Source organism: Knoellia flava TL1, assembly GCF_000768675.1.
GTDB lineage: Bacteria > Actinomycetota > Actinomycetes > Actinomycetales > Dermatophilaceae > Knoellia > Knoellia flava.
Genome location: NZ_AVPI01000023.1, coordinates 58,101 through 77,243 on the forward strand (window position 1 = coordinate 58,101; position 19,143 = coordinate 77,243).

A 19,143-nucleotide genomic window follows, 5' to 3' on the forward strand; every position below is an offset into this window, starting at 1 on the left:
CGAAGGACGCCGGGCCCCTCGGGGTCCGGCGTCCTCGTGCGTCAGGGAGTGGACCCGCTCAGTACCAGTGCGGGTAGCGCGCGTTCCAGAAGTCCCATGCCGCGCACGGCGAGCCGTACGACTGGTCGATGTACCAGAGGCCCCACTTGATCTGGGTGATCGGGTTGGTGCGGTAGTCCGCGCCGAACTTCGCCATCTTGCTCGCGGGCAGGCTCTGCGGGATGCCGTAGGCGCCCGAGGACGAGTTCTCGGCGGTGTAGTCCCACGAGCTCTCGCCCTCCCAAAGGAGGTTGAGGCAGCGCCACTGGCTGTCGCCCCAGCCGTGGTCCGCCATGAGCGCACGGGCGGCCGAGCGCGGGTCCTGCTGGGCGTTCGCGATCGCGGAGGCGCGGGCCTTGTCGCGGGCGGCCTTCTCGGCGGCGGCGGCGCGTGCCTTGGCGAGCGCGTCGGCCTTCGCCTTGGCGGCGGCGGCGTCGGCGGCGGCCTTGGCCTTCGCGTCGGCCTCGGCCTTGGCGCTGACGGCCGCGCGCTGGGTGTTGACCCCGGCGCGGTCACGGGAGATGCGGGCACTGTCGCTCGAGCTCTCGCGGGCGGAGAGGGCCGCCTGCATCGCCGCCGAGCTGCTCAGCGAGAAGGTGTCGGACTCGGCGACGGCGTCACTGGCGTTGACGCCGACGGCCCCGGTCCCGACCAGGGCCAGGGCCATGCCGGCCGTGACGGCGGGACGCCGGGCGACACCGAGGGCGACGGTCAGGGGGGCTTCGGATGGACGCGCGTGGCGCCCGCGGTGACGACCGCGGTACCGGCTGCTCATTCGAAGGTTTCCTCTCCACACACGAAGCAGCCCGGCTGTCGAGGCAGTCGGGCTGCGTTACCAAATCGAGACCAACGTACGCGATGACCCCGCGAAGGACCAAAACGGGACTCCCGTCGTGCTCACCGCCGAGCGGCACGAACGGGACACCGCGCGGTGACTCCCGTCACGATCGCACACGACCTCGGGCACGCGGACGCCGGTATGCCGTCCACGCACCTTGCGCGGACGGCATACCGGGTCGTGCGTGGTTCGGGACGCTCAGGCGAGCCCGTCCTCGGACTCGAGGAGGTCGGTGACGAGGGCCGCGATCGGGCTGCGCTCGCTGCGCGTCAGGGTGACGTGGGCGAAGAGCGGGTGACCCTTGAGCTTCTCGATGACGGCGGCGACACCGTCGTGGCGGCCGACGCGCAGGTTGTCGCGCTGCGCGACGTCGTGGGTCATGACGACCTTCGAGTTCTGGCCGATGCGCGAGAGCACGGTGAGCAGGACGTTGCGCTCGAGCGACTGCGCCTCGTCGACGATGACGAAGGCGTCATGGAGCGAGCGACCCCGGATGTGGGTGAGCGGCAGGACCTCGAGCATCCCGCGGTCGAGGACCTCCTCGACGACCTCGCGCGAGACGAGGGCGGAGAGCGTGTCGAAGACCGCCTGGCCCCACGGGTTCATCTTCTCCTGCTCGGAGCCGGGCAGGTAGCCGAGCTCCTGGCCGCCGACGGCGTAGAGCGGGCGGAAGACGACGACCTTGCGCTGCTGGCGCCGCTCCATGACCGCCTCGAGGCCGGCGCAGAGCGCGAGCGCGGACTTGCCGGTGCCGGCACGGCCGCCGAGGCTCACGATGCCGATGTCGGGGTCGAGGAGGATGTCGAGCGCGATCCGCTGCTCGGCGCTGCGGCCGTGGAGGCCGAAGGCGTCGCGGTCGCCCTTGACGAGGCGCACCTGCTTGTCGGCGCCGACCCGACCGAGGCCGCTGCCGCGCGGGGACAGGAGCTTGAGGCCGGTGTGGCACGGCAGCTCGGCAGCTCCGAGGTGCTCGAGGCGGCCGTACTCGTAGAGGTGGTCCATCTCCTCGGTCGTCACCTCGACCTCGGACATGCCGGTCCAGCCGGAGTCGACGGCGAGCTCGGCGCGGTACTCCTCGGCCTCCATGCCGCAGGCCGACGCCTTGACCCGCATCGGCAGGTCCTTGCTGACGATCGTCACCGCGCAGCCCTCGTTGGCGAGGTTCTTGGCGACCGAGAGGATGCGGGTGTCGTTGTCGCCGAGGCGGAAGCCGGCCGGCAGCGACGACGGGTCGGTGTGGTTGAGCTCGACCCGCAGGGTGCCGCCGGCCTCGCCGACCGGGACGGGTGCGTCGAGCCGGCCGGCCTGGATGCGCAGGTCGTCGAGCAGGCGGAGCGCGGTCCGGGCGAAGTAGCCCAGCTCCGGGTGGTGCCGCTTGGCCTCGAGCTCGGTGACGACGACGACGGGCAGCACGACCTCGTGCTCCTTGAAGCGCAGGAGGGCCCGCGGGTCGGACAGGAGGACCGAGGTGTCGAGGACGTAGGTCCTCAGACCGGGCTCCCCCACCGAGGCCGCCGAAGGAGCAGTGGTGGCCGTGGCGGCTGTGGTCGCGCGCTTGCGCTGCCGGGGGCTCCCGGCGGTGGTCGTCGGGGCGGAGGCGGTCGAACGCGGGGTCGTGGCCACGGCAGGGCTCCTAGGCGCGCACGTCTACTGGTGCGCTGGCTCGAAGGTGTGGAACCCGGGCGGCCCGCTGCGAGCAGGGAGCCGGGACCGGTCCCTCCTCCGGAGCGTGGTGTGCTCCATGCGTTGGGCCTCCCGAACGCACCGAGGTGGTGCGTCAGTCGCGACGCTACGACCGGTCGGCGCCCGGCATACGGATGCTTGCGGCGTGTCGTGAGGTGTTCATCTGCGCTTCCCGCCGGGGACCACATCGGTCGCGTGACGGGTGTGACGGATGGTGCTCCTGTGCCAGAGGTCAGGCGCCGAAGCGCCGGTGGCGCTCCCCGAACGCACGCAGCGCGCGAAGGAAGTCGACCTTGCGGAAGTCGGGCCAGTAGGCCTCGCAGAAGTAGAACTCCGAGTGCGCGCTCTGCCACAGCAGGAACCCGCCGAGCCGCTGCTCCCCCGAGGTGCGGATGACGAGGTCGGGGTCGGGCTGGCCCTTGGTGTAGAGGTGCTCGGCGATGTGCTCGACGTCGAGGATCTCGGCGAGCTCCTCGATCGTCGTGCCGAGGTCGGCGTGCTCGAGCAGGAGCGAGCGGACGGCGTCCGCGATCTCGCGGCGCCCGCCGTAGCCGACGGCGACGTTGACGAGCATGCCGTCGACGTCGGCGGTGCGGGCGGCTGCAGCCTCGAGCCGTTCGCGGGTGGAGTCGGGCAGCAGGGACAGGGCGCCGACGACGTGGACGCGCCACCGGCGCTCGTCGGCGAGGTCGTCGACGGCCTGCTCGATGATGCCGAGCAGCGGGCGCAGCTCGGACTCCGAGCGGTTGAGGTTGTCGGTGGAGAGCAGCCAGAGCGTGACGACCTCGACACCGACCTCCTCGCACCAGCCCAAGAGGTTGGCGATGTTGTCGGCACCGGCCTGGTGCCCCTCGCTCGTGCCGGCGCCGCGCGCCTTGGCCCAGCGACGGTTGCCGTCGAGCATGACTCCGACGTGCCGGGGCACGCTCTCGGGGCCGAGGTGCTTGGCCAGACGACGCTCGTATGCCGTGTAGAGGACATCACTGAGCGCCATGCCGTCACCGTACCGCCGGGCGCACAGGAGACGCAGAGCACGTCACTGCGGCCCGGAACCTACGCAAACGTAGGTATCGTTGGTACCCACATGAGCACCTCACGCGAGCCCCGCACGTTCGACGCCCTCGAAGAACGCGTCGATGCCGTGCTCGACGCCGTCAAGCCCAAGCTCCGCGGCTGGCTGCACCTCGCCATGGCGCCGATCGCCTTCATCGGCGGTCTCGTCCTCGTCGTCCTCGGCGACACCGTGCAGGCCCGGGCCGCGGCAGCGGTCTTCACCGTCACGGCCGTCTTCCTCTTCTCGATGTCGGCGGTCTACCACCGCGGCACGTGGTCACCGCGCTGGGGCACGGCCCTCAAGCGGATCGACCACTCCAACATCTTCCTCATCATCGCGGGCAGCTACACGCCGTTCGCGCTGCTCCTGCCCAGCGACCAGGCCCGCACCCTGCTCGCCATCGTCTGGAGCGGGGCCCTCCTCGGCGTCGTCTTCCGGCTCGTCTGGATCCACGCGCCGCGCTGGCTCTACGTCCCCGTCTACGTCGCGCTCGGCTCCGTCGCGGTCTTCTTCCTCGGACCGCTGCTGCGCCATGCCGGGACGACGGTCGTGTCCTTCGTCGTCGCCGGCGGGGTGCTCTACACCCTCGGCGCCCTCGTCTACGGCATCAAGCGGCCGAACCCGTCACCGCGCTGGTTCGGGTTCCACGAGATCTTCCACGCGCTAACGATCCTCGCGTTCGTCGCGCACTACATCGCCGCGTCCATCGCCCTCTACGACCGGGCCTGACTCCGCGACCGGCGGCGACTGCCGGGCCTCCCCGCCCGCAGCCTCCTGCTCGGCGGCCTTCTGCTTGTAGGACATCCGCCGCAGGCGCGCGTTCATGTTGCGCATGAGCAGCCACAGCGAGATGACGAGGAAGAGGAACGCGACGAAGGCCCACAGCCCGGGCGCGGCCTGCTGGCTCGGCGTGAGGTCGTCCGTCGGGCTCGGCGACGGCGAGGGGGACGGGGAGAGCGGCATGGCAGCCGCGACGAGCAGTCGGTCGAGGATCATGCGGTGCGCTCCTTGCGTCCGTCGTGGGCGAGGGTGAGCGAGCCGGACGTCGCGAGGGCGTCGGCCTCGGCGACGTCGGTCGGCAGCCCGGCGAAGAGGTCGTCCTCGCCCTCGACGATCGGCACGTAGGACAGGCCCGCCTCGTAGTCCTCCCACGGCCAGATCCGGGCCTGCTCCTCGCGCGAGACCTTGAAGAAGGTGCCGTCGGGGTCGATCTGGGTCGCGTGCGCGAGCAGGGCGGCGTCGCGCCGGTCGAACCACTTCTCGGCCCGGATCCGCGTCGTGATCGTCCGCTCGCGGGCGGGGTCCCAGTTCTCCAGCCACGCGGCATACGGGCTCTCCTCGCCCAGCGCCGTGAGCGCCTCGTGGAAGGCGACGACGCGGCCACGGCTGAAGGTCTGGTTGTAGTAGATCTTGAGCGGCTGCCACGGCTGCCCGGCTCCTGGGTATGCGGTCGGGTCGCCCGCCGCCTCGAAGGCCGCCATCGAGACGTCGTGGCACATGATGTGGTCCGGGTGGGGGTAGCCGCCGTTCTCGTCGTAGGTCGTCATGACGTGCGGACGGAAGCGGCGGATCTCGCGCACCAGGGCCTCGGTCGTCACCTCGAGCGGCTCGAGCGCGAAGCAGCCGTCGGGCAGCGGCGGCAGCGGGTCACCCTCGGGCAGGCCGGAGTCGACGAAGCCGAGCCAGGTGTGCTGGACGCCGAGGATCTCCCGGGCGCGGGCCATCTCGTCACGGCGGACCTGGGCGAGGTCGCGCAGGATGTGCGGGTCGTCGGCGAGGTTGGGGTTGAGCACGTCGCCGCGCTCGCCGCCGGTGCACGAGACGACGAGCACCTCGTGGCCCTCGTCGACGTACTTCGCCATCACCGCGGCGCCCTTGCTCGACTCGTCGTCGGGGTGCGCGTGGACGCACATGAGACGGAGGCGGTCAGACACGTCGAGGGTCCTTCGGGGTCGGGGGGTCGCGCAGGCGACAATGGACGCGGCCACCATCTTCGCACCCGGCCGACGCGCCCGTGCGAGCCCCGTCGACAGGACCAGGAACCCGCATGCCGCTCCCCCGCCCCGCACCCGGGACCGCGCACTGGTGGGTCGTCGGGATCCTCGGCGTGGGGATCATGGTCGCCGGGGTCGTGTGGTTCGGGCTCGCGTCGGCCAACGCGCTGCGGGCCGACGTCACGGCATACAGGGTCGTCTCCGACTCCGTGCTCGAGCTCGGCTACGACGTGCACCGGCCCGACGGTGCGGCGGTGCGCTGCACCATCGAGGCGCAGGACGTGCGCCACGGGCGGGTCGGCACGACGACGGACGACGTGCCGGCTGGGGCCACGTCGGTGCACCGAGAGGTGACGGTGCGCACGAGCGCCCGCGCGGTGACGGGTGTCGTCGCGTCCTGCGTGCGGGTGTCCTGAGACTCCACGTCCCGAGACGACGTGCTTTTGGACGGGTGCGTTGTTATCCTTGTTCTTTGCACCACCGGGTCTGGGGCCCACCGAACCAAGCAGAGGTTCGAGCCCCAGGCCCTTTCACGTAGGACCACCAACCCCGGACGCAGGCGGCTGACGTCGCCCGGTTCCGGGCACCCGAGGAGTGAACTTCTGTGAGCGAGACCGTCGCCAAGGCGAGCTACCTGACCCAGGAGGCGTACGACCGCCTCAAGGCCGAGCTCGAGCAGCTCTCCGGTCCGGGTCGCGCCGACATCGTCGCCAAGATCGAGGCGGCGCGCGAGGAGGGCGACCTCAAGGAAAACGGTGGGTACCACGCTGCGCGTGAGGAGCAGGGCAAGAACGAGGCCCGCATCCGCCAGCTCACCCAGCTCCTCGAGAACGCCGTCATCGGTGAGACCCCGCCCGACGACGGTGTCGTCGAGCCCGGCATGGTCGTCACCGCCGAGATCTTCGGTGACGAGGAGACGTTCCTCCTCGGCTCGCGCGAGATCGCGGACGGCACGCTGCAGGTCTACAGCGAGCAGTCGCCGATCGGCGCCGCCGTCAACGGCCACAAGGCCGGCGACACCGTGAGCTACGAGGCCCCCAACGGCAAGCAGATCGAGGTCAAGATCCTCGACGCCAAGCCCTACACCGGCTGATTCGTCCGCACCGGACGCCAGAGGGCGCCCACCCCGCACCGGGGGTGGGCGCCCTCTCGCTTCCCGCACCTCTGCTTGCGTCCGCAACTGTGGTGGGTATGCCGTGACCTCGCCGGACGCTGCACCCGCACCTCCTGCTTGCGTCCGCAACAGTGGTGCGTATGCCGTGACCTCGCCGGACGCTGGAAGCTCGCGCCCGCGGTTGGTCAGGGGATCTCGGGCTCGTGGACGATCGTGTAGCCCTTGTCGCGCATTGCCTGGAGGACGCGCTCGCAGTGCTCGGGGCCTCGGGTCTCGAGGCGGAGCGCGATCTCGACCTCGTCGACGTTGATGTGCGGCCCGGTGCGGATGTGCTCGATCTCGAGGATGTTGGCGTCGGCACCCGCGCAGTCGGCGAGGATCGCCGCGAGCGACCCCGGGGTGTCGGGCACACGCACGGAGAACTGGAGGTAGCGCCCGGCCGCGACCATGCCGTGACGGATGATCCGCATCATGAGCAGCGGGTCGATGTTGCCGCCCGAGAGGACGCAGACGACCGGGCCCGCGATCGGCTCCGTGTCGGCGTTCTCGAGCAACCACCCTGCGGCCGAGGCTCCGGCGGGCTCGACGACGAGCTTGGCCCGTTCGAGGAGGAAGAGCAACGCACGCGAGATGCCCTCCTCGCTCACCGTCTCGACCGAGTCGACGAGGTCGCGCACGACGGGGAAGGTGACGTCACCGGGCAGCCCGACCGCGATGCCGTCGGCCATCGTCTGCATCTTCGCCGCCGCGACGGGGTGCCCCGCCGCCAGCGAGCCCGGGTAGGCCGCGGCCTGCTCGGCCTGGACGCCGATGATCCGCACGTCGGGGCGGAGCTCGCGCATGACGAGGGCGATGCCGGCGAGCAGACCACCGCCCCCGAGGCCGACGACGACCGTCTTGACGTCCGGGCACTGCTCGAGGATCTCGAGCCCGCACGTGCCCTGACCGGTGACGATGTCGTCGTGGTCGAAGGGGTGGATGAGGATCGCACCGGTCTCCTCGGCCCACGCGCGGGCGTGGACGAGGCTCTCGTCGAGCGTCTCGCCGACCTGCTCGATCGTCGCGCCGTAGGCCTTGGTCGCCTGGACCTTGGGCATGGGCGCACGCACCGGCATGTAGACCTTGACGTCGATGCCGAGCATCTGGCCGGCGAGGGCGACGCCCTGGGCGTGGTTGCCGGCGCTGGCGGCGACGACGCCGCGGGCCTTCTCCTCGTCGGTGAGCTTGGACATGCGCGTGTAGGCGCCGCGGATCTTGAAGGACCCGGCCCGCTGGAGGTTCTCGCACTTGAGGAAGACGTCGGCGCCGATGCGCTCTGACAGTCCGCGGTTGAACTCCATGGGTGTCGGAGCGATGACGGTGGAGAGCAGGTCAGCGGCGGCACGGATCTCGGCCACCGTCACCGACGACGATGTGGGTGTCATGAGGGCGAGGTTAGTCGCGCCCGGCCGACCCGGTGACACCGCCGAACCTGTCACCGCGAGCTCACCCGCGACCTCATCCGCAGCCTCACCCGGAACCTCGGACCTCGCAGCACCGAGGTGGTGCTGCGAGGTCCGACGAACCCACTTCCGGCGGCGGGTCCCACGCTCTGCGTGGACAAGTCGGGGCGGGTGGGGCTTCGGGCTGCGGGCTGGGGGTCAGTCCGTCGTGCGGGCGTTGAAGGCGCGCAGGGCGAGCGGGGCGATGATCGCGGTGATGGCGAGCGACCAGATGATCGTCGCCAGCTCCGGGTTCTGGAGCGGCCACGGGGCGTCGGGGCGCACGGGCAGCCCGGCGATCCCCCAGTTGTCGCGCAGGGCCTGGCTCAGTGCGCTGATCGGGTTCCACTCGGCGACCGTGCGCAGCCAGGCCGGCATGACGTCGGTCCGCGCGAAGGCGTTCGAGAGGAAGGTGATCGGGAAGATCGTCGTGAACATCAGCCCGTTGACGGCCTCGACCGAGCGCATCGCCGACCCGACGAGGATGCCGACCCAGATCATCGCGAACCCGAAGAGGAGCAGCAGGCCGTAGGCGAGCAGCCCCCGGACGACGCCCTCGTTGATCCGCCAGCCGATGAAGAGACCGGTGACCGACATGACGGCGACGCCGATGCTCGAGTGGATGAGCGCGGCGATCGAGCGCGAGATGAGGATCGAGGACCGCTGGATCGGGAGCGAGCGGAGCCGGTCGACCATGCCCTTGCCGATGTCGGTGTTGAGCCCGATGGCGACGATGAAGGAGCTGAACGCGATCGTCTGCGCCATGATCCCCGGCAGCAGCCACGGCTTGTAGTCGACGCCGGGGATGTCGATCGAGCCGCCGAAGACGAAGGCGAAGAGCAGCACGAACATGATCGGCTGGATCGTCACGTCGGTGAGCATCTCGGGCTGACGCTTGATGTGCGTGAGGTTGCGCCGCACGAGCGTGAGGATCTGGCGCACCCGACCGGCGCCCTCGGGCTTCGGTGCGGTGCGGTCGATGGCGATGGCGTCCGTGGCGGCGCTCATGCCGACACCTCCTCCTGGTTGCTGGACTCCTCGGCCCGGTGTCCGGTGAGCGCGAGGAAGACGTCGTCGAGGCTGGGGCGCTGCATGCCGAGGTCGTCGACCTCGATCTGCGCGTCGTCGAGCCTGGTGGCCACGCGGGTGAGCGCGGCGACGTCACCGCCCGGGGCGGTGAGCTTGCGTGCATCGGCGTCGACGTGGACCTCACCCTCGACCGAGCCACGCAGCAGCTGGGCCGCTTCATGGACCTTGTCATGACGCGAGACCGTGACGACGAGGCTGGCGGCGCCCGACTGGTTCTTGAGCTCGAGCGGCGTGCCCTGGGCGATGATCCGGCCCTTGTCGATGACGACGATGTCGTCGGCGAGCTGGTCGGCCTCGTCGAGGTACTGGGTCGTGAGGAGCAGGGTGGTGCCGTCACGCACGAGGTCGCGCAGGACGTCCCAGAGCTCGACGCGGCTGCGCGGGTCGAGACCGGTCGTGGGCTCGTCGAGGAACAGCACCGACGGGTGCGCGATGAGGCTCACCGCGAGGTCGATGCGGCGACGCATGCCGCCGGAGTAGTCCTTGACGACCTTGTCGCCGGCCTCGGTGAGCGAGAACTGCTCGAGCAGCTCGTCGGTGCGCTTGCGGACGAACCGGCGGTCGAGGCCGTAGAGGTCGCCGATGAGCCGGAGGTTCTCGCGGCCGGTGAGCAGCTCGTCGACGGTCGCGCTCTGGGCCGTGAGCCCCATCGACGCGCGCACCGCCTCGGGCTCGCGGATGACGTCGTGGCCGGCCACGCGGGCCGAGCCGCTCGTGGGGACGGCGAGCGTCGTCATCATCCGGACCGTCGTCGTCTTGCCGGCACCGTTGGGCCCGAGGAGGCCGAAGACCGACCCCTTGGGCACCTCGAAGCTCACGCCGTCGACGGCGGTGAAGTCCCCGAACTTCTTGACGAGGTCCTGCGCCTCGATGACCACCTCGCGCATCACGGCCTCCCGCACAGGCAGAAGGGGTGGCCGACCGGGTCGAGGTAGACCTTGAAGCTGCCGGACTCGCTCGGCTGGTGCTCGTGCACGGTGGCGCCCGCGGCCAGCACGGGGGGCTCCGCCTCGGAGATGACCGGGACGGAGAAGTCGAGGTGGAACTGCTGCGGGTGCGAGCCACCGGGCCAGGTCGGCGCGACCCAGTCCTCGATCCGCTGGAACGCGAGCGTCGTCCGCCCGTCGGGGCGCTCGGAGGAGACGCCACCACCGGGCGGCTCGAGGGTGGCCCACTCGGCGTCGGAGTCGGACTCGAGCTCCCAGCCGAGCACCTCGGCGTAGAAGCGGGCGAGCTCGAGAGCGTCGGGGCAGTCGAGGACGACGAGGTCGAGGATCGGTCGGACGCTCGGCTGAGCGCTGTCTTCACTCATGGACACGAGCGTAGGTGCGACCACCGACAGCGGCCCACCGCTTTTCGGCGGACCCGGGGTCCACCGGACGGTGGACGCCGCACGCCGGAGCGCCCTGCACGCTGTCGGGTGCCCGGGCCGAGCCGGACGTCTCGCCCCACCCGGTCAGCCGATCGTGAGCGCGAGCGCCCGGGCCGCCTCCGGGTGCGCGTCCGCGAGCAGCCCGCAGGCGAAGAGCACGTATGCCGTGTCGACACCTCGCGCTGCCGCCGCCGGCACCGTCCACCCACCCGCGTGGTCCGACGTCGCGGCGCCCAGCACCCCCTCGGCGAGGTCCGCAGGCCCGTGCCGGAAGACGCCACCGGACCCGAGCACGAGCCCGACGTCGGCGAGCGGGCGCGGCCGGTCCCCGACGACCCGGGGCCGACCGTGCCGGCGGAGCGCGACGAGCGCGGCCACCCGGGCCAGGTCGCCCTCGGACTCCCACTCGTCGGCCGTCGATGCCCGGTGACCGGTCTCGGAGGCGACGTGTCCGGCATACGCCTCGGTCGTGGACGACAGCGGGAGGTGCTCGCGCTGCGCGGCCTCGACGATGCCGAGGGCGTTCCAGCGCATGCCGAGGTCGGCCTCGACGGTGCGCTCGTGCCACATCGACCCCGCGACGTCCCGCTCGATCTCGGCGTCCTCGCCCTGCGGCCGCAGCACGGAGTAGACGTCGGTCGTCGCGCCGCCGATGTCGACGACGACGACGTCCTCGCCGCGCACGTCGGCGAGCAGCTCCACCCCGCGGAGGACGGCGTCGGGCGTCGCCGCGCGCACGAGCTCGGTGAACCCGCGTCCGCGCGAGAGTCCCTTGCCGCCGATGACGTGCTCGAGGAAGACCTCGCGGATGGCACCGCGCGCGGCGTCGGGCGCGATGACGCCGATGCGCGGCAGGACGTTGTCGGTGACGACGAAGCGGCGGCCGGTGCGGTCGAGCTCCGCGGCGACCTCGTCCGCGACCTCGGCGTTGCCGGCGACGACGATCGGCGCGCGCAGGCGGGCGTTCGCAAGACGAGAAGCGTTGTGCCGCAGCGCATCCGCGTTGCCGCCGTCGGTCCCGCCGACGAGCAGCACGAGGTCCGGTTCGGCCGCTCGCAGCGCCCGCACGCCCTCCCCTGTCAAGGCCCCCGCCGACACGTGCACGACCCGACCACCCGCCGACAACGCGACCCGGTGACCGGCCTCGGCCGTCACCTCGCGCTCGTAGCCGACCACAGCGACCCGCAGCCCGCCGCCGGCCGAGGAGCAGACCAGCGTCTCGGCGACGGGTCCGTGGGAGGCGAGCTCACGGCATACGGCATCGACGCCGTCCATGACATCGGTGGCGACGGTCGTCGGGGACGACGCGGCACCCACGAGGGCGCCCGAGGTCACGTCGACGAGGACGGCCTTGGTGAACGTCGACCCGACGTCGACGCAGAGGACGAGCGACACGGAGACTCAGGTGAGCCGGTCGAGCGCCTGCTTGAGGTCGGCGATGAGGTCCTCGACGTCCTCGATGCCGACGGAGAGGCGGATGAGGTCGGAGGGGACCTCGAGCTCGGTGCCGGCGACCGACGCGTGCGTCATGCGGCCCGGGTGCTCGATGAGCGACTCGACGCCGCCGAGGGACTCCCCGAGGGTCCAGATCTGCGTCTCGGCGCACACCTTGACCGCGACGTCCTCGCCGCCCTTGACACGGAACGCGACCATGCCGCCGAACCGCTTCATCTGCCGCGAGGCGACCTCGTGGCCGGGGTGGTCGGGCAGGCCCGGGTAGTGCACCGCCGTGACGCCGTCGTGGCCCTGGAGGAACTCGACGATCTTCTCGGCGTTGTCGCAGTGGCGCTCCATGCGGACCGCGAGGGTCTTGAGGCCGCGCTGGACGACCCACGAGTCGAACGGACCTGCGACCGCGCCCATCGAGTTCTGGTGGAAGGCGACCCGGTCGCTCGCCGGCTCGTCGTCGAACCACGGCACCCTCACGCCATGACCCATGACGACAGCCCCGCCGACGACGTCGGAGTGACCGCCGCAGTACTTCGTCGTCGAGTGCAGGACGATGTCGGCGCCGAGCGCGAGGGGCTGCTGGAGGTAGGGCGAGGCGAAGGTGTTGTCGACGACGAGCAGCGCTCCGGCCTCGTGGGTGATCTCGGCGAGGGCGGCGATGTCGGCGATCCCGAGCATCGGGTTGGTGGGGGTCTCGACCCACACGACGCGCGTCTTCCCCGGCTGGATCGCGGCGCGCACGGCGTCGTTGTCGGCGATCGCGGCGATCGAGTGCTCGACGCCCCAGTGCTTGAGGACCTTGTTGAAGAGGCGGTAGGTGCCGCCGTAGGCATCCGAGGGGACGACGACGTGGTCGCCGGGGCTGAGCAGCGCGCGCAGGACGGTGTCCTCAGCAGCGAGGCCGGAGGCGAACGCGAACCCGCGCTCACCACCCTCGAGCGCGGCGAACCCGGTCTCGAGCGCGGTGCGCGTCGGGTTGGCGCTGCGGCTGTACTCGTAGCCGCCGCGGAACCCCCCGATGCCGTCCTGCTTGTAGGTCGACGTCTGGTAGATCGGGGTGACGACCGCACCCGTCGTCGGGTCCGGGTCCTGCCCGGCGTGGAGGGCGCGGGTGGAGAAGCCGAGGGTCTGGTCGCTGCTCGAGTCGGACATGCGGACAGCGTATGCCGGGTGCTCCCGACCGTCGTCGGCCACCGGTCCCGACCGCTTCAGCCGAGCCGTCGCTGCCACTCGCGCTGGATGGCCGTGGTCCGGTATCCGAGCGCCTCGTTGACCGCGATCATCGGGCCGTTCTCCTGCGCGTTCCACGTCCGCACGGTGACGAGCCCGGGGAAGGCCTCGCGCGCCGCCCGCAGGTTCGCGATCTTCAGCGCCTGCCCGAGGCCGTGTCCGCGGTGCTCGCGTAGCACGAGGGTGTCCTGCTGGTAGGCGAGCACCGGCTCGGCCACCGGCACCTGGAGCTGGGTGAAGGCGACGAGCCGCCCGGTGCCGAGATGGCGCGCCACCGACTCGACCGCGCGCCGGTTGCTCTTCCTCGTCGCCTCCCGCTGCTCGCGGACGCGGTCGGCGTCCCAGTCCTCCTCCGCGAGGTCGAGGTCGCCCACGGGGGCGTCGGTGCTCATCCGCCTCGAGAGGTGGGCACGGTCCTCCAGCCACGCGTCGAGGGTGTCGTCGGTGGAGGTCTCGATGGCGTAGCCGTCGAGCCCCGGGACCTCAGCCGGCAGGTGCGAGCGGACGTCGAGGTCGTTGCGGTGCATCGTCTGCCCGACCTCGAACCCGTGGGCGCGAAGGAACGCCTCGCCGGGGTCGCTCCCCCCGGTCGGGTATGCCGTCTCGGTGAGGAGCGTCGTCCGGCCCGCCCCCTGTGCGAGCCGGACGAGGTGGTCGAGGACGAGCGTCCCCGTGCCACGAAGACGGTGGTCCGGGTGCACGGCGAGGTCGAGGAGCGCGAGGGTGAGGTTGTCCCGCCTGGGGAGGACGAGCTCGGCCGCGGCGACGACGGTGCCGCCGGCCGCGCCTGCCACCCCGTCGACCCCGGCGATCGCGTCGTCCCCATCGCCCTCATCGACCGCCGCGAAGTAGCGGTGGTCCCAGCTCGTCGACGACTCGCGGGCCCGCCTCGAGGCGAGCGACCAGGCGTCGTGGTCGTCGCCCATCGTGGCGACCGTCGAGGCGACGAGGACGTCGTTCCACCGCTGCGCGAGCGCCGCCACCTCCGGGGCGGGGTCGAGGGTCGTGACGGGGACGATCCGGACTGCCATGGCGCCCATGGTCCTCTGCAGCGGCGACCTGTTCCACCGAGTTCCGGCGGCCCGAGGGGCTTTGACACGTTCCGATAACGCCCGCCGTTCTGCCATCCCTACGGCCCATCCAGCAGCCTGCCGAACCTAGTCTCAGTCGTTCTGCGAAACTCGCGGAGCACCGACATGGAGGTACGCACATGCCCGGAACCCTGGGAATCATCGGCTGGATCATCATCGGCGGACTCGCCGGCTGGATCGCCAGCAAGATCATGAACACCGACGAGCAGCAGGGCATCCTGCTCAACATCGTCGTCGGCATCGTGGGCGCCTTCCTCGGTGGACTGCTGCTCAGCCTGCTGGGTGTCGACACCGACGGCGCGGGCCTCATCTTCACGTTCATCACGGCGATCGCCGGGGCCTGCCTGCTCCTCTTCGGCGTCAAGGCCCTCACGGGTGGTCGTTCGCGCGTCTGACCCGCGAACCACGCCGACGGGCCCGTCCTCCTGGTGAGGGCGGGCCTCGTCGTGCCGGGGTGCCGCTTCGGGTCACCTGCCGTTGCCGGGCCGCCCGTCCGGACCCCGGCCGAATGCGGCGAGGTTCGCGGCCGCCTCGTCGGCGAGCCTCGTCGCGATGGACCGTGCCTCGGCTTGGGTCTTCGCCTGCGAGACGACCGCGATGAGCACGTCGCCCTCGAGGCGCAGCGCGACCTGCTTCGCGAAGGACCCGGTCCACGTGTCCTCCTGCGTGGCGAGGAAGGTTGTCGCCGCGTCGTGGCCGACCCATGGCTCCCGCTGCGTCCGGCTGTACCACCTCGCGGTGCCCCGGTTCGCCACGATCTCGTCGAAGGCCTTCTGTCCGTCAGGGAAGGAGGACCAGACGACGTTCGTCTGCGGCTGCACTCCAGCCGACTCCTGACCCACGCCGCTGAGAACGTACTCGGCCTCACGCACCGCAATGGCCTTCTCGCCCGGGTGGACGGGGTCTCCCACCTGGGCCCCGAACACGGGGACGGTCCCCATGGCGGACCTCATCATGCCCGGCTGCTGCACGAACGGACCGAGACCGAGCGTGGCCGGGGAGGGTGCGATGGCCGGCAGGATGAACTCCGTGCCGTCCGGGGAAGCCTCCGTCATACCGTTCGGCCACTCGTAGGCGACCGGTGTCGGCGACTCCAGCACCTTGCTCCGCAGCAGACCAGCCACTGCGCCGTCGACGAGCCTCCGAGCGGCTGACAGCGAGGCCTCCTGGCCCCCGGTCACCGCCCATGCACTCACCGTGACGTCGCCGACCCGGCGGACGGCGGCGTACCTCTTGCCGCCCGTCACCTCGGGGGCGTCCACGACGAACTGGTTGCCGAGCGTGACGTCCAGCCCGGGCCACCCCACCTTCGCGAACATGGTGTCGAAGGCGCACGCGCCCGAGTTCTCGTCCTGCTGTCGCATCGCCGTCGACGCGGTGCCGGTCGGCCAACCGGTGAGCTCGACCCCGGCGTCGGGACCGGCCCCTGCGGCTCCGACGCTGTCGTAGTCCCACGCGCTGCTGCCCCACGGCTGGGGCTGGGCCGCCTGTTCCTCCGTGAGGCAGGGCGCGGAGGCGAGGCTCGAGAACGCGGAGAGCCCGGTCGCCCCGGTCCGGGTCAGCGCCTCGGGTGCGGACGTGCGGCGCGGTGCGACGTCCGGGAAGTCCATCGGCATCGTGTACCTGCCATTCGCGAGCCTGACCTTCGGCTGGAACGCCGTCGTGTCCGGCACCGCGACGCTCGGCGAACTCGAAGGGCTCGGGGTACCGGTGACGGCCGGCCGGGCTCGCTGCCCCTCGAAGAGCGGCGAGCTCGCGAGACCGATCGCGATGGCTGCCGCGGCGGCGGCCGCGGCGAGCCCACTCAGCGAGCCACGCAGCATACGAGCGCGTCGTTGCCGTCCGGCGCGCTCGTCGACGGCGACACGGAAGGCGTGCCAGTCCGGCTCCGGCGCGTCGCGAAGGATGTCGCGGAGCTGGTCCTCGAGCTGGGTGGTCATGACGAGACTCCCTTGAGGTCGCGAGCCACGGCGCCTGAGCGCAGCGTGGCCAGGGCGTGGTGGATGGTGGACCGGACCGTGCCAACGGTGCAGCCCATGACCTCGGCGACGGCGGCGTCGGGGAGGTCCTCGAAGTAGCGGAGGGTGACGGCGGCGCGTTGACGAGGCGGCAGCCCGGCCAGCGCCACGAGGAGCGCGTCGCGGGTGACGACGGTGTCGGCGTGGTCGGCGCTCACCGGGCCGAGCTCCTGCACCACGTCGTCGGAGACGACCTCGCGCGACCACCGCTTGCGCTTCTGGCTCAGGAAGGTGTTGACGACGATCTGCCGCGCGTATGCCGTGGAGCTCTGCGCCTGCGCGACGCGGCCCCACTTGCGCACGACGGTGGCGAGCGCCTCCTGGCTGAGGTCCTCCGCGGCTGTGCGCTCACCGGTGAGGGCGTAGGCGAGGCCGTAGATCTTCGGCATGGCGGCATCGAGCCACGCGTCGAGATCGCCCCCCTGTGTGTCGCTCATGCCTTCTTGGACGCACCCTCTCCGGGAATCATTGAGTCCCGGGCAGCATTGCACCCAGAGGCCCCGCCCCACCCGCTCGCCATGGAGGAGCTCCAGCAATGTTCGGCTCGCGCGCCAAGACCACGATGCCCACCGCCGCCGAGGCCCTGCCCGGCCGCGACACCCGCCCGTTCACCGTGCCCACGACGCACGAGGTGCTCGGCACGCCGCTCGAGGGTCCGTGGCCAGACGGCACCGAGGTGCTCTACGTCGCGATGGGCTGCTTCTGGGGCGCCGAGCGCATCTTCTGGCAGCTCCCCGGCGTCGTGACGACCGCCGCGGGCTACATGGGCGGCTTCACGAAGAACCCGACCTATGAGGAGACGTGCACCGGTCGCACCGGCCACGCCGAGTCCGTCCTCGTCGCCTACGACCCGTCGCAGACCTCACCCGAGCTGCTGCTCAAGGCCTTCTGGGAGAACCACGACCCCACGACGGCGAACCGGCAGGGCAACGACATCGGCACGGCATACCGTTCCGCGATCTTCTGGACCACGCCGGAGCAGGAGGTTGCCGCGAGGGCGACCCGCGAGGCCTTCCAGGGCGAGCTCGCCAAGGTCGGCGCCGGCGACATCACGACCCAGCTCGCTTCCGCCGAGGACGCCGGGACGTTCTGGTACGCGGAGGACTACCACCAGCAGTACCTCCACAAGAACCCCAACGGCTACTGCAACCACGGCCCCAACGGGCTCACCTGCCCGATCGGCGTCGCGAACCTCCCTGCGCAGACCGACATCGCCCCGCCCGCCTGACGCTTCCGTCGCCGGACGAGAATCCCGTATGCCGTGACGCCCCTCGCGTGGCACAGTGCCGTGCGTGACCGCTGACTCGACCGAGGGCTTCTCGGCAAAACCCACGCTCGTGGGCGAGCTCGTGACCCTGCGCCCGATCCGCGCCGAGGACGCCGACGCGATCGACCGCATCATCCGCGAGGACCCCGAGGTCGCCCGTCTCACCGGATCGGTCCACTCGAGCGCCGAGGCGGCTGACCCACCGACGATGCCGATCGAGCGGATGCGCGATATTTATGGCGAGTGGGCCGTCGCTGACGACCGGCTCGTGCTCGCCGTCGTGGACAGCGCGAGCGGCGACGTCGTCGGCGAGGTCGTCCTCGCCGGCTGGGACGAGGGCAACCGGGCGTGCTGGTTCCGGACCCTCATCGGCTCCGCCGGCCGCGGCCGGGGGCTCGGGACGGAGGCGACGCGGCTCGTCGTCGACCACGGGTTCCGGGTGCTCGGGCTGCACCGGATCTCGCTCGAGGTCTACGCGTTCAACCCGCGGGCCCGGCACGTCTACGAGAAGGTCGGGTTCGTGCATGAGGGGACGGCGCGCGACGCGCTGTTCTTCGACGGCGAGTGGGTCGACATGCACTACATGGCGGTGCTGGCCACCGACTGGCCTGAGGCCACCGACTGACGAGGCTGGCCTGACCCGGCGCGGGCACGACGCGGATATCTCCGATGTGCCTGGTTGCAACCGGGCACATCGGAGATGTCCGCGTCGTGGTTCTCGGTCTGGTCGGGGTCAGAGGACCCGCGCGAGAGTGAGGACGAGCCCGAGCACCGCGGCCGTCGCCAGTGCGGCGAAGCCGGCGATGCGCAGCGGCGCCCCGACCTTCCAGTGGTCCGTCGGACCCGGGGCCTCGAACCCCGGGTGGGCGCCGACGTCGGAGCTGCCCGCCGGTCCCCCGAACCCGCCCCTGATGCCCGACGCCGGACGAGCACCGCGCATCTGCGCGAAGCCGATGGCGAGCAGCGCGACACCGAGCACCGCGAGGACGACGACCACCCACCACCATCCAGTCATGGGAGTCAGCCTCCCACGGCCTCTGGACCGCGCGGCTTCTCGCACTCGGAGCAAATGGGCGGCAGTGTGGCGCTCCCCGGCGGCGAATGACGCTCCGTAGACGCACCCGCCGCGGGGGTGGCTTCACCTCGCCTGACGACGCAAAGACACCCCCATCTGCTCCGCCACCCGAAGCAGATGCCCGTTGCCTCACCCCCTCACGCGAATGGGGGTGTCCTTGCGCCGAATTGTGGCGCGAATGGGGGTGTCCTTGTGTCAGCGCGCGGCGCGAATGGGGGTGTCCTTGCGCCGGGTCGTGGCGCGAATGGGGGTGTCCTTGCGTCGGGGTGTGGAGCGAAGGCACCCCCCGGGCGAGGAGTGCGCGGGAGCGCCTGTCGAGCCCCCTTTCCTCCCCGGGGGGGGGGGGGGG

Annotated in this window: 21 protein-coding genes; 6 read left to right on the forward strand and 15 right to left on the reverse strand. The window is 71.4% G+C overall.

Translation table 11 applies throughout. The features are described from left to right. Positions 1–58: 58 nt before the first annotated feature. The 3 genes from N798_RS09435 to N798_RS09445 all read right to left on the reverse strand — a co-directional run bounded on the left by N798_RS09435 (position 59) and on the right by N798_RS09445 (position 3,554). Positions 59–814 (reverse strand): aggregation-promoting factor C-terminal-like domain-containing protein, encoded by a 756-nt coding sequence (locus tag N798_RS09435; protein WP_229708563.1) that lies wholly within the window; start codon positions 812–814, stop codon positions 59–61. Between the two features lie 261 nt (positions 815–1,075). Continuing rightward, a complete protein-coding gene (locus tag N798_RS09440; protein ID WP_371870452.1) occupies positions 1,076–2,500 on the reverse strand; it encodes a PhoH family protein in 1,425 nt (474 codons plus the stop codon). A gap of 292 nt (positions 2,501–2,792) precedes the next feature. Then, entirely contained in the window at positions 2,793–3,554 is a 762-nt protein-coding gene (locus tag N798_RS09445; protein WP_035947991.1) for an isoprenyl transferase, read from the reverse strand. A 90-nt stretch (positions 3,555–3,644) separates the two neighbouring features. Here N798_RS09445 and trhA point away from each other — a divergent pair, with 90 nt between their 5' ends. Then, positions 3,645–4,343: a PAQR family membrane homeostasis protein TrhA gene (trhA, locus tag N798_RS09450; protein WP_035947992.1), complete on the forward strand. Its 699-nt coding sequence runs from the start codon at positions 3,645–3,647 to the stop codon at positions 4,341–4,343. Here the strand turns inward: trhA and N798_RS09455 are convergent. Then, complete coding sequence (locus N798_RS09455; RefSeq protein WP_035947993.1) at positions 4,278–4,610, reverse strand: hypothetical protein; 333 nt, start codon at positions 4,608–4,610, stop codon at positions 4,278–4,280. The two genes, trhA and N798_RS09455, sit on opposite strands and share 66 nt — an antisense overlap. Continuing rightward, positions 4,607–5,548, reverse strand: a complete 942-nt coding sequence (gene mca / locus N798_RS09460) for a mycothiol conjugate amidase Mca (RefSeq protein ID WP_035947995.1) — start codon at positions 5,546–5,548, stop codon at positions 4,607–4,609. The genes N798_RS09455 and mca overlap by 4 nt, the downstream gene beginning before the upstream one ends. Positions 5,549–5,661: 113 nt before the next feature. Here mca and N798_RS09465 point away from each other — a divergent pair, with 113 nt between their 5' ends. Continuing rightward, a complete protein-coding gene (locus N798_RS09465) occupies positions 5,662–6,024 on the forward strand; it encodes a DUF4307 domain-containing protein (RefSeq protein WP_035947996.1) in 363 nt (120 codons plus the stop codon). A gap of 188 nt (positions 6,025–6,212) precedes the next feature. Then, positions 6,213–6,701 carry a transcription elongation factor GreA gene (gene greA, locus N798_RS09470; RefSeq protein WP_035947997.1) on the forward strand — a complete coding sequence of 163 codons (489 nt, stop codon included), beginning with the start codon at positions 6,213–6,215 and terminating at the stop codon, positions 6,699–6,701. A 206-nt stretch (positions 6,702–6,907) separates the two neighbouring features. On the opposite strand, the gene ilvA is transcribed toward greA, so the two are convergent. The 7 genes from ilvA to N798_RS09505 all read right to left on the reverse strand — a co-directional run bounded on the left by ilvA (position 6,908) and on the right by N798_RS09505 (position 14,374). Further along, positions 6,908–8,146, reverse strand: coding sequence for a threonine ammonia-lyase (gene ilvA / locus N798_RS09475; RefSeq protein ID WP_035947999.1), 1,239 nt, complete (start codon positions 8,144–8,146; stop codon positions 6,908–6,910). A 216-nt stretch (positions 8,147–8,362) separates the two neighbouring features. Then, complete coding sequence (locus tag N798_RS09480) at positions 8,363–9,211, reverse strand: ABC transporter permease (RefSeq protein ID WP_035948001.1); 849 nt, start codon at positions 9,209–9,211, stop codon at positions 8,363–8,365. After that, positions 9,208–10,179: an ATP-binding cassette domain-containing protein gene (locus N798_RS09485; protein ID WP_052117118.1), complete on the reverse strand. Its 972-nt coding sequence runs from the start codon at positions 10,177–10,179 to the stop codon at positions 9,208–9,210. The genes N798_RS09480 and N798_RS09485 overlap by 4 nt, the downstream gene beginning before the upstream one ends. Beyond that, a complete protein-coding gene (locus tag N798_RS09490; protein ID WP_035948003.1) occupies positions 10,179–10,604 on the reverse strand; it encodes a VOC family protein in 426 nt (141 codons plus the stop codon). The genes N798_RS09485 and N798_RS09490 overlap by 1 nt, the downstream gene beginning before the upstream one ends. 144 nt (positions 10,605–10,748) lie before the next feature. Continuing rightward, positions 10,749–12,059 (reverse strand): glutamate mutase L, encoded by a 1,311-nt coding sequence (locus N798_RS09495; RefSeq protein WP_035948004.1) that lies wholly within the window; start codon positions 12,057–12,059, stop codon positions 10,749–10,751. Positions 12,060–12,065: 6 nt separating this feature from the next. Continuing rightward, the gene (locus tag N798_RS09500; RefSeq protein WP_035948028.1) at positions 12,066–13,265 is read right to left on the reverse strand and encodes a cystathionine gamma-synthase; all 1,200 of its coding nucleotides are present in this window, start codon (positions 13,263–13,265) and stop codon (positions 12,066–12,068) included. Positions 13,266–13,321: 56 nt separating this feature from the next. Next, a complete protein-coding gene (locus N798_RS09505; protein ID WP_188450427.1) occupies positions 13,322–14,374 on the reverse strand; it encodes a GNAT family N-acetyltransferase in 1,053 nt (350 codons plus the stop codon). Between the two features lie 179 nt (positions 14,375–14,553). Between N798_RS09505 and N798_RS09510 the strand changes: the two genes are divergently transcribed. Further along, entirely contained in the window at positions 14,554–14,829 is a 276-nt protein-coding gene (locus N798_RS09510; RefSeq protein WP_035948005.1) for a GlsB/YeaQ/YmgE family stress response membrane protein, read from the forward strand. Between the two features lie 72 nt (positions 14,830–14,901). Here the strand turns inward: N798_RS09510 and N798_RS09515 are convergent, their stop codons facing one another. Then, on the reverse strand, positions 14,902–16,374 hold the full coding sequence (locus tag N798_RS09515; protein WP_035948006.1) for a hypothetical protein: 1,473 nt from the start codon (positions 16,372–16,374) through the stop codon (positions 14,902–14,904). Beyond that, positions 16,371–16,889: a SigE family RNA polymerase sigma factor gene (locus tag N798_RS09520; protein WP_035948008.1), complete on the reverse strand. Its 519-nt coding sequence runs from the start codon at positions 16,887–16,889 to the stop codon at positions 16,371–16,373. Before N798_RS09520 ends, N798_RS09515 begins: the two co-directional genes overlap by 4 nt. Before the next feature lie 98 nt (positions 16,890–16,987). Between N798_RS09520 and msrA the strand changes: the two genes are divergently transcribed. Continuing rightward, entirely contained in the window at positions 16,988–17,680 is a 693-nt protein-coding gene (gene msrA / locus N798_RS09525) for a peptide-methionine (S)-S-oxide reductase MsrA (protein ID WP_035948009.1), read from the forward strand. A gap of 64 nt (positions 17,681–17,744) precedes the next feature. Continuing rightward, complete coding sequence (locus N798_RS09530; protein WP_035948011.1) at positions 17,745–18,344, forward strand: GNAT family N-acetyltransferase; 600 nt, start codon at positions 17,745–17,747, stop codon at positions 18,342–18,344. A gap of 108 nt (positions 18,345–18,452) precedes the next feature. On the opposite strand, the gene N798_RS09535 is transcribed toward N798_RS09530, so the two are convergent. Further along, positions 18,453–18,734 carry a hypothetical protein gene (locus tag N798_RS09535; RefSeq protein WP_156971685.1) on the reverse strand — a complete coding sequence of 94 codons (282 nt, stop codon included), beginning with the start codon at positions 18,732–18,734 and terminating at the stop codon, positions 18,453–18,455. Between the last annotated feature and the right edge of the window lie 409 nt (positions 18,735–19,143).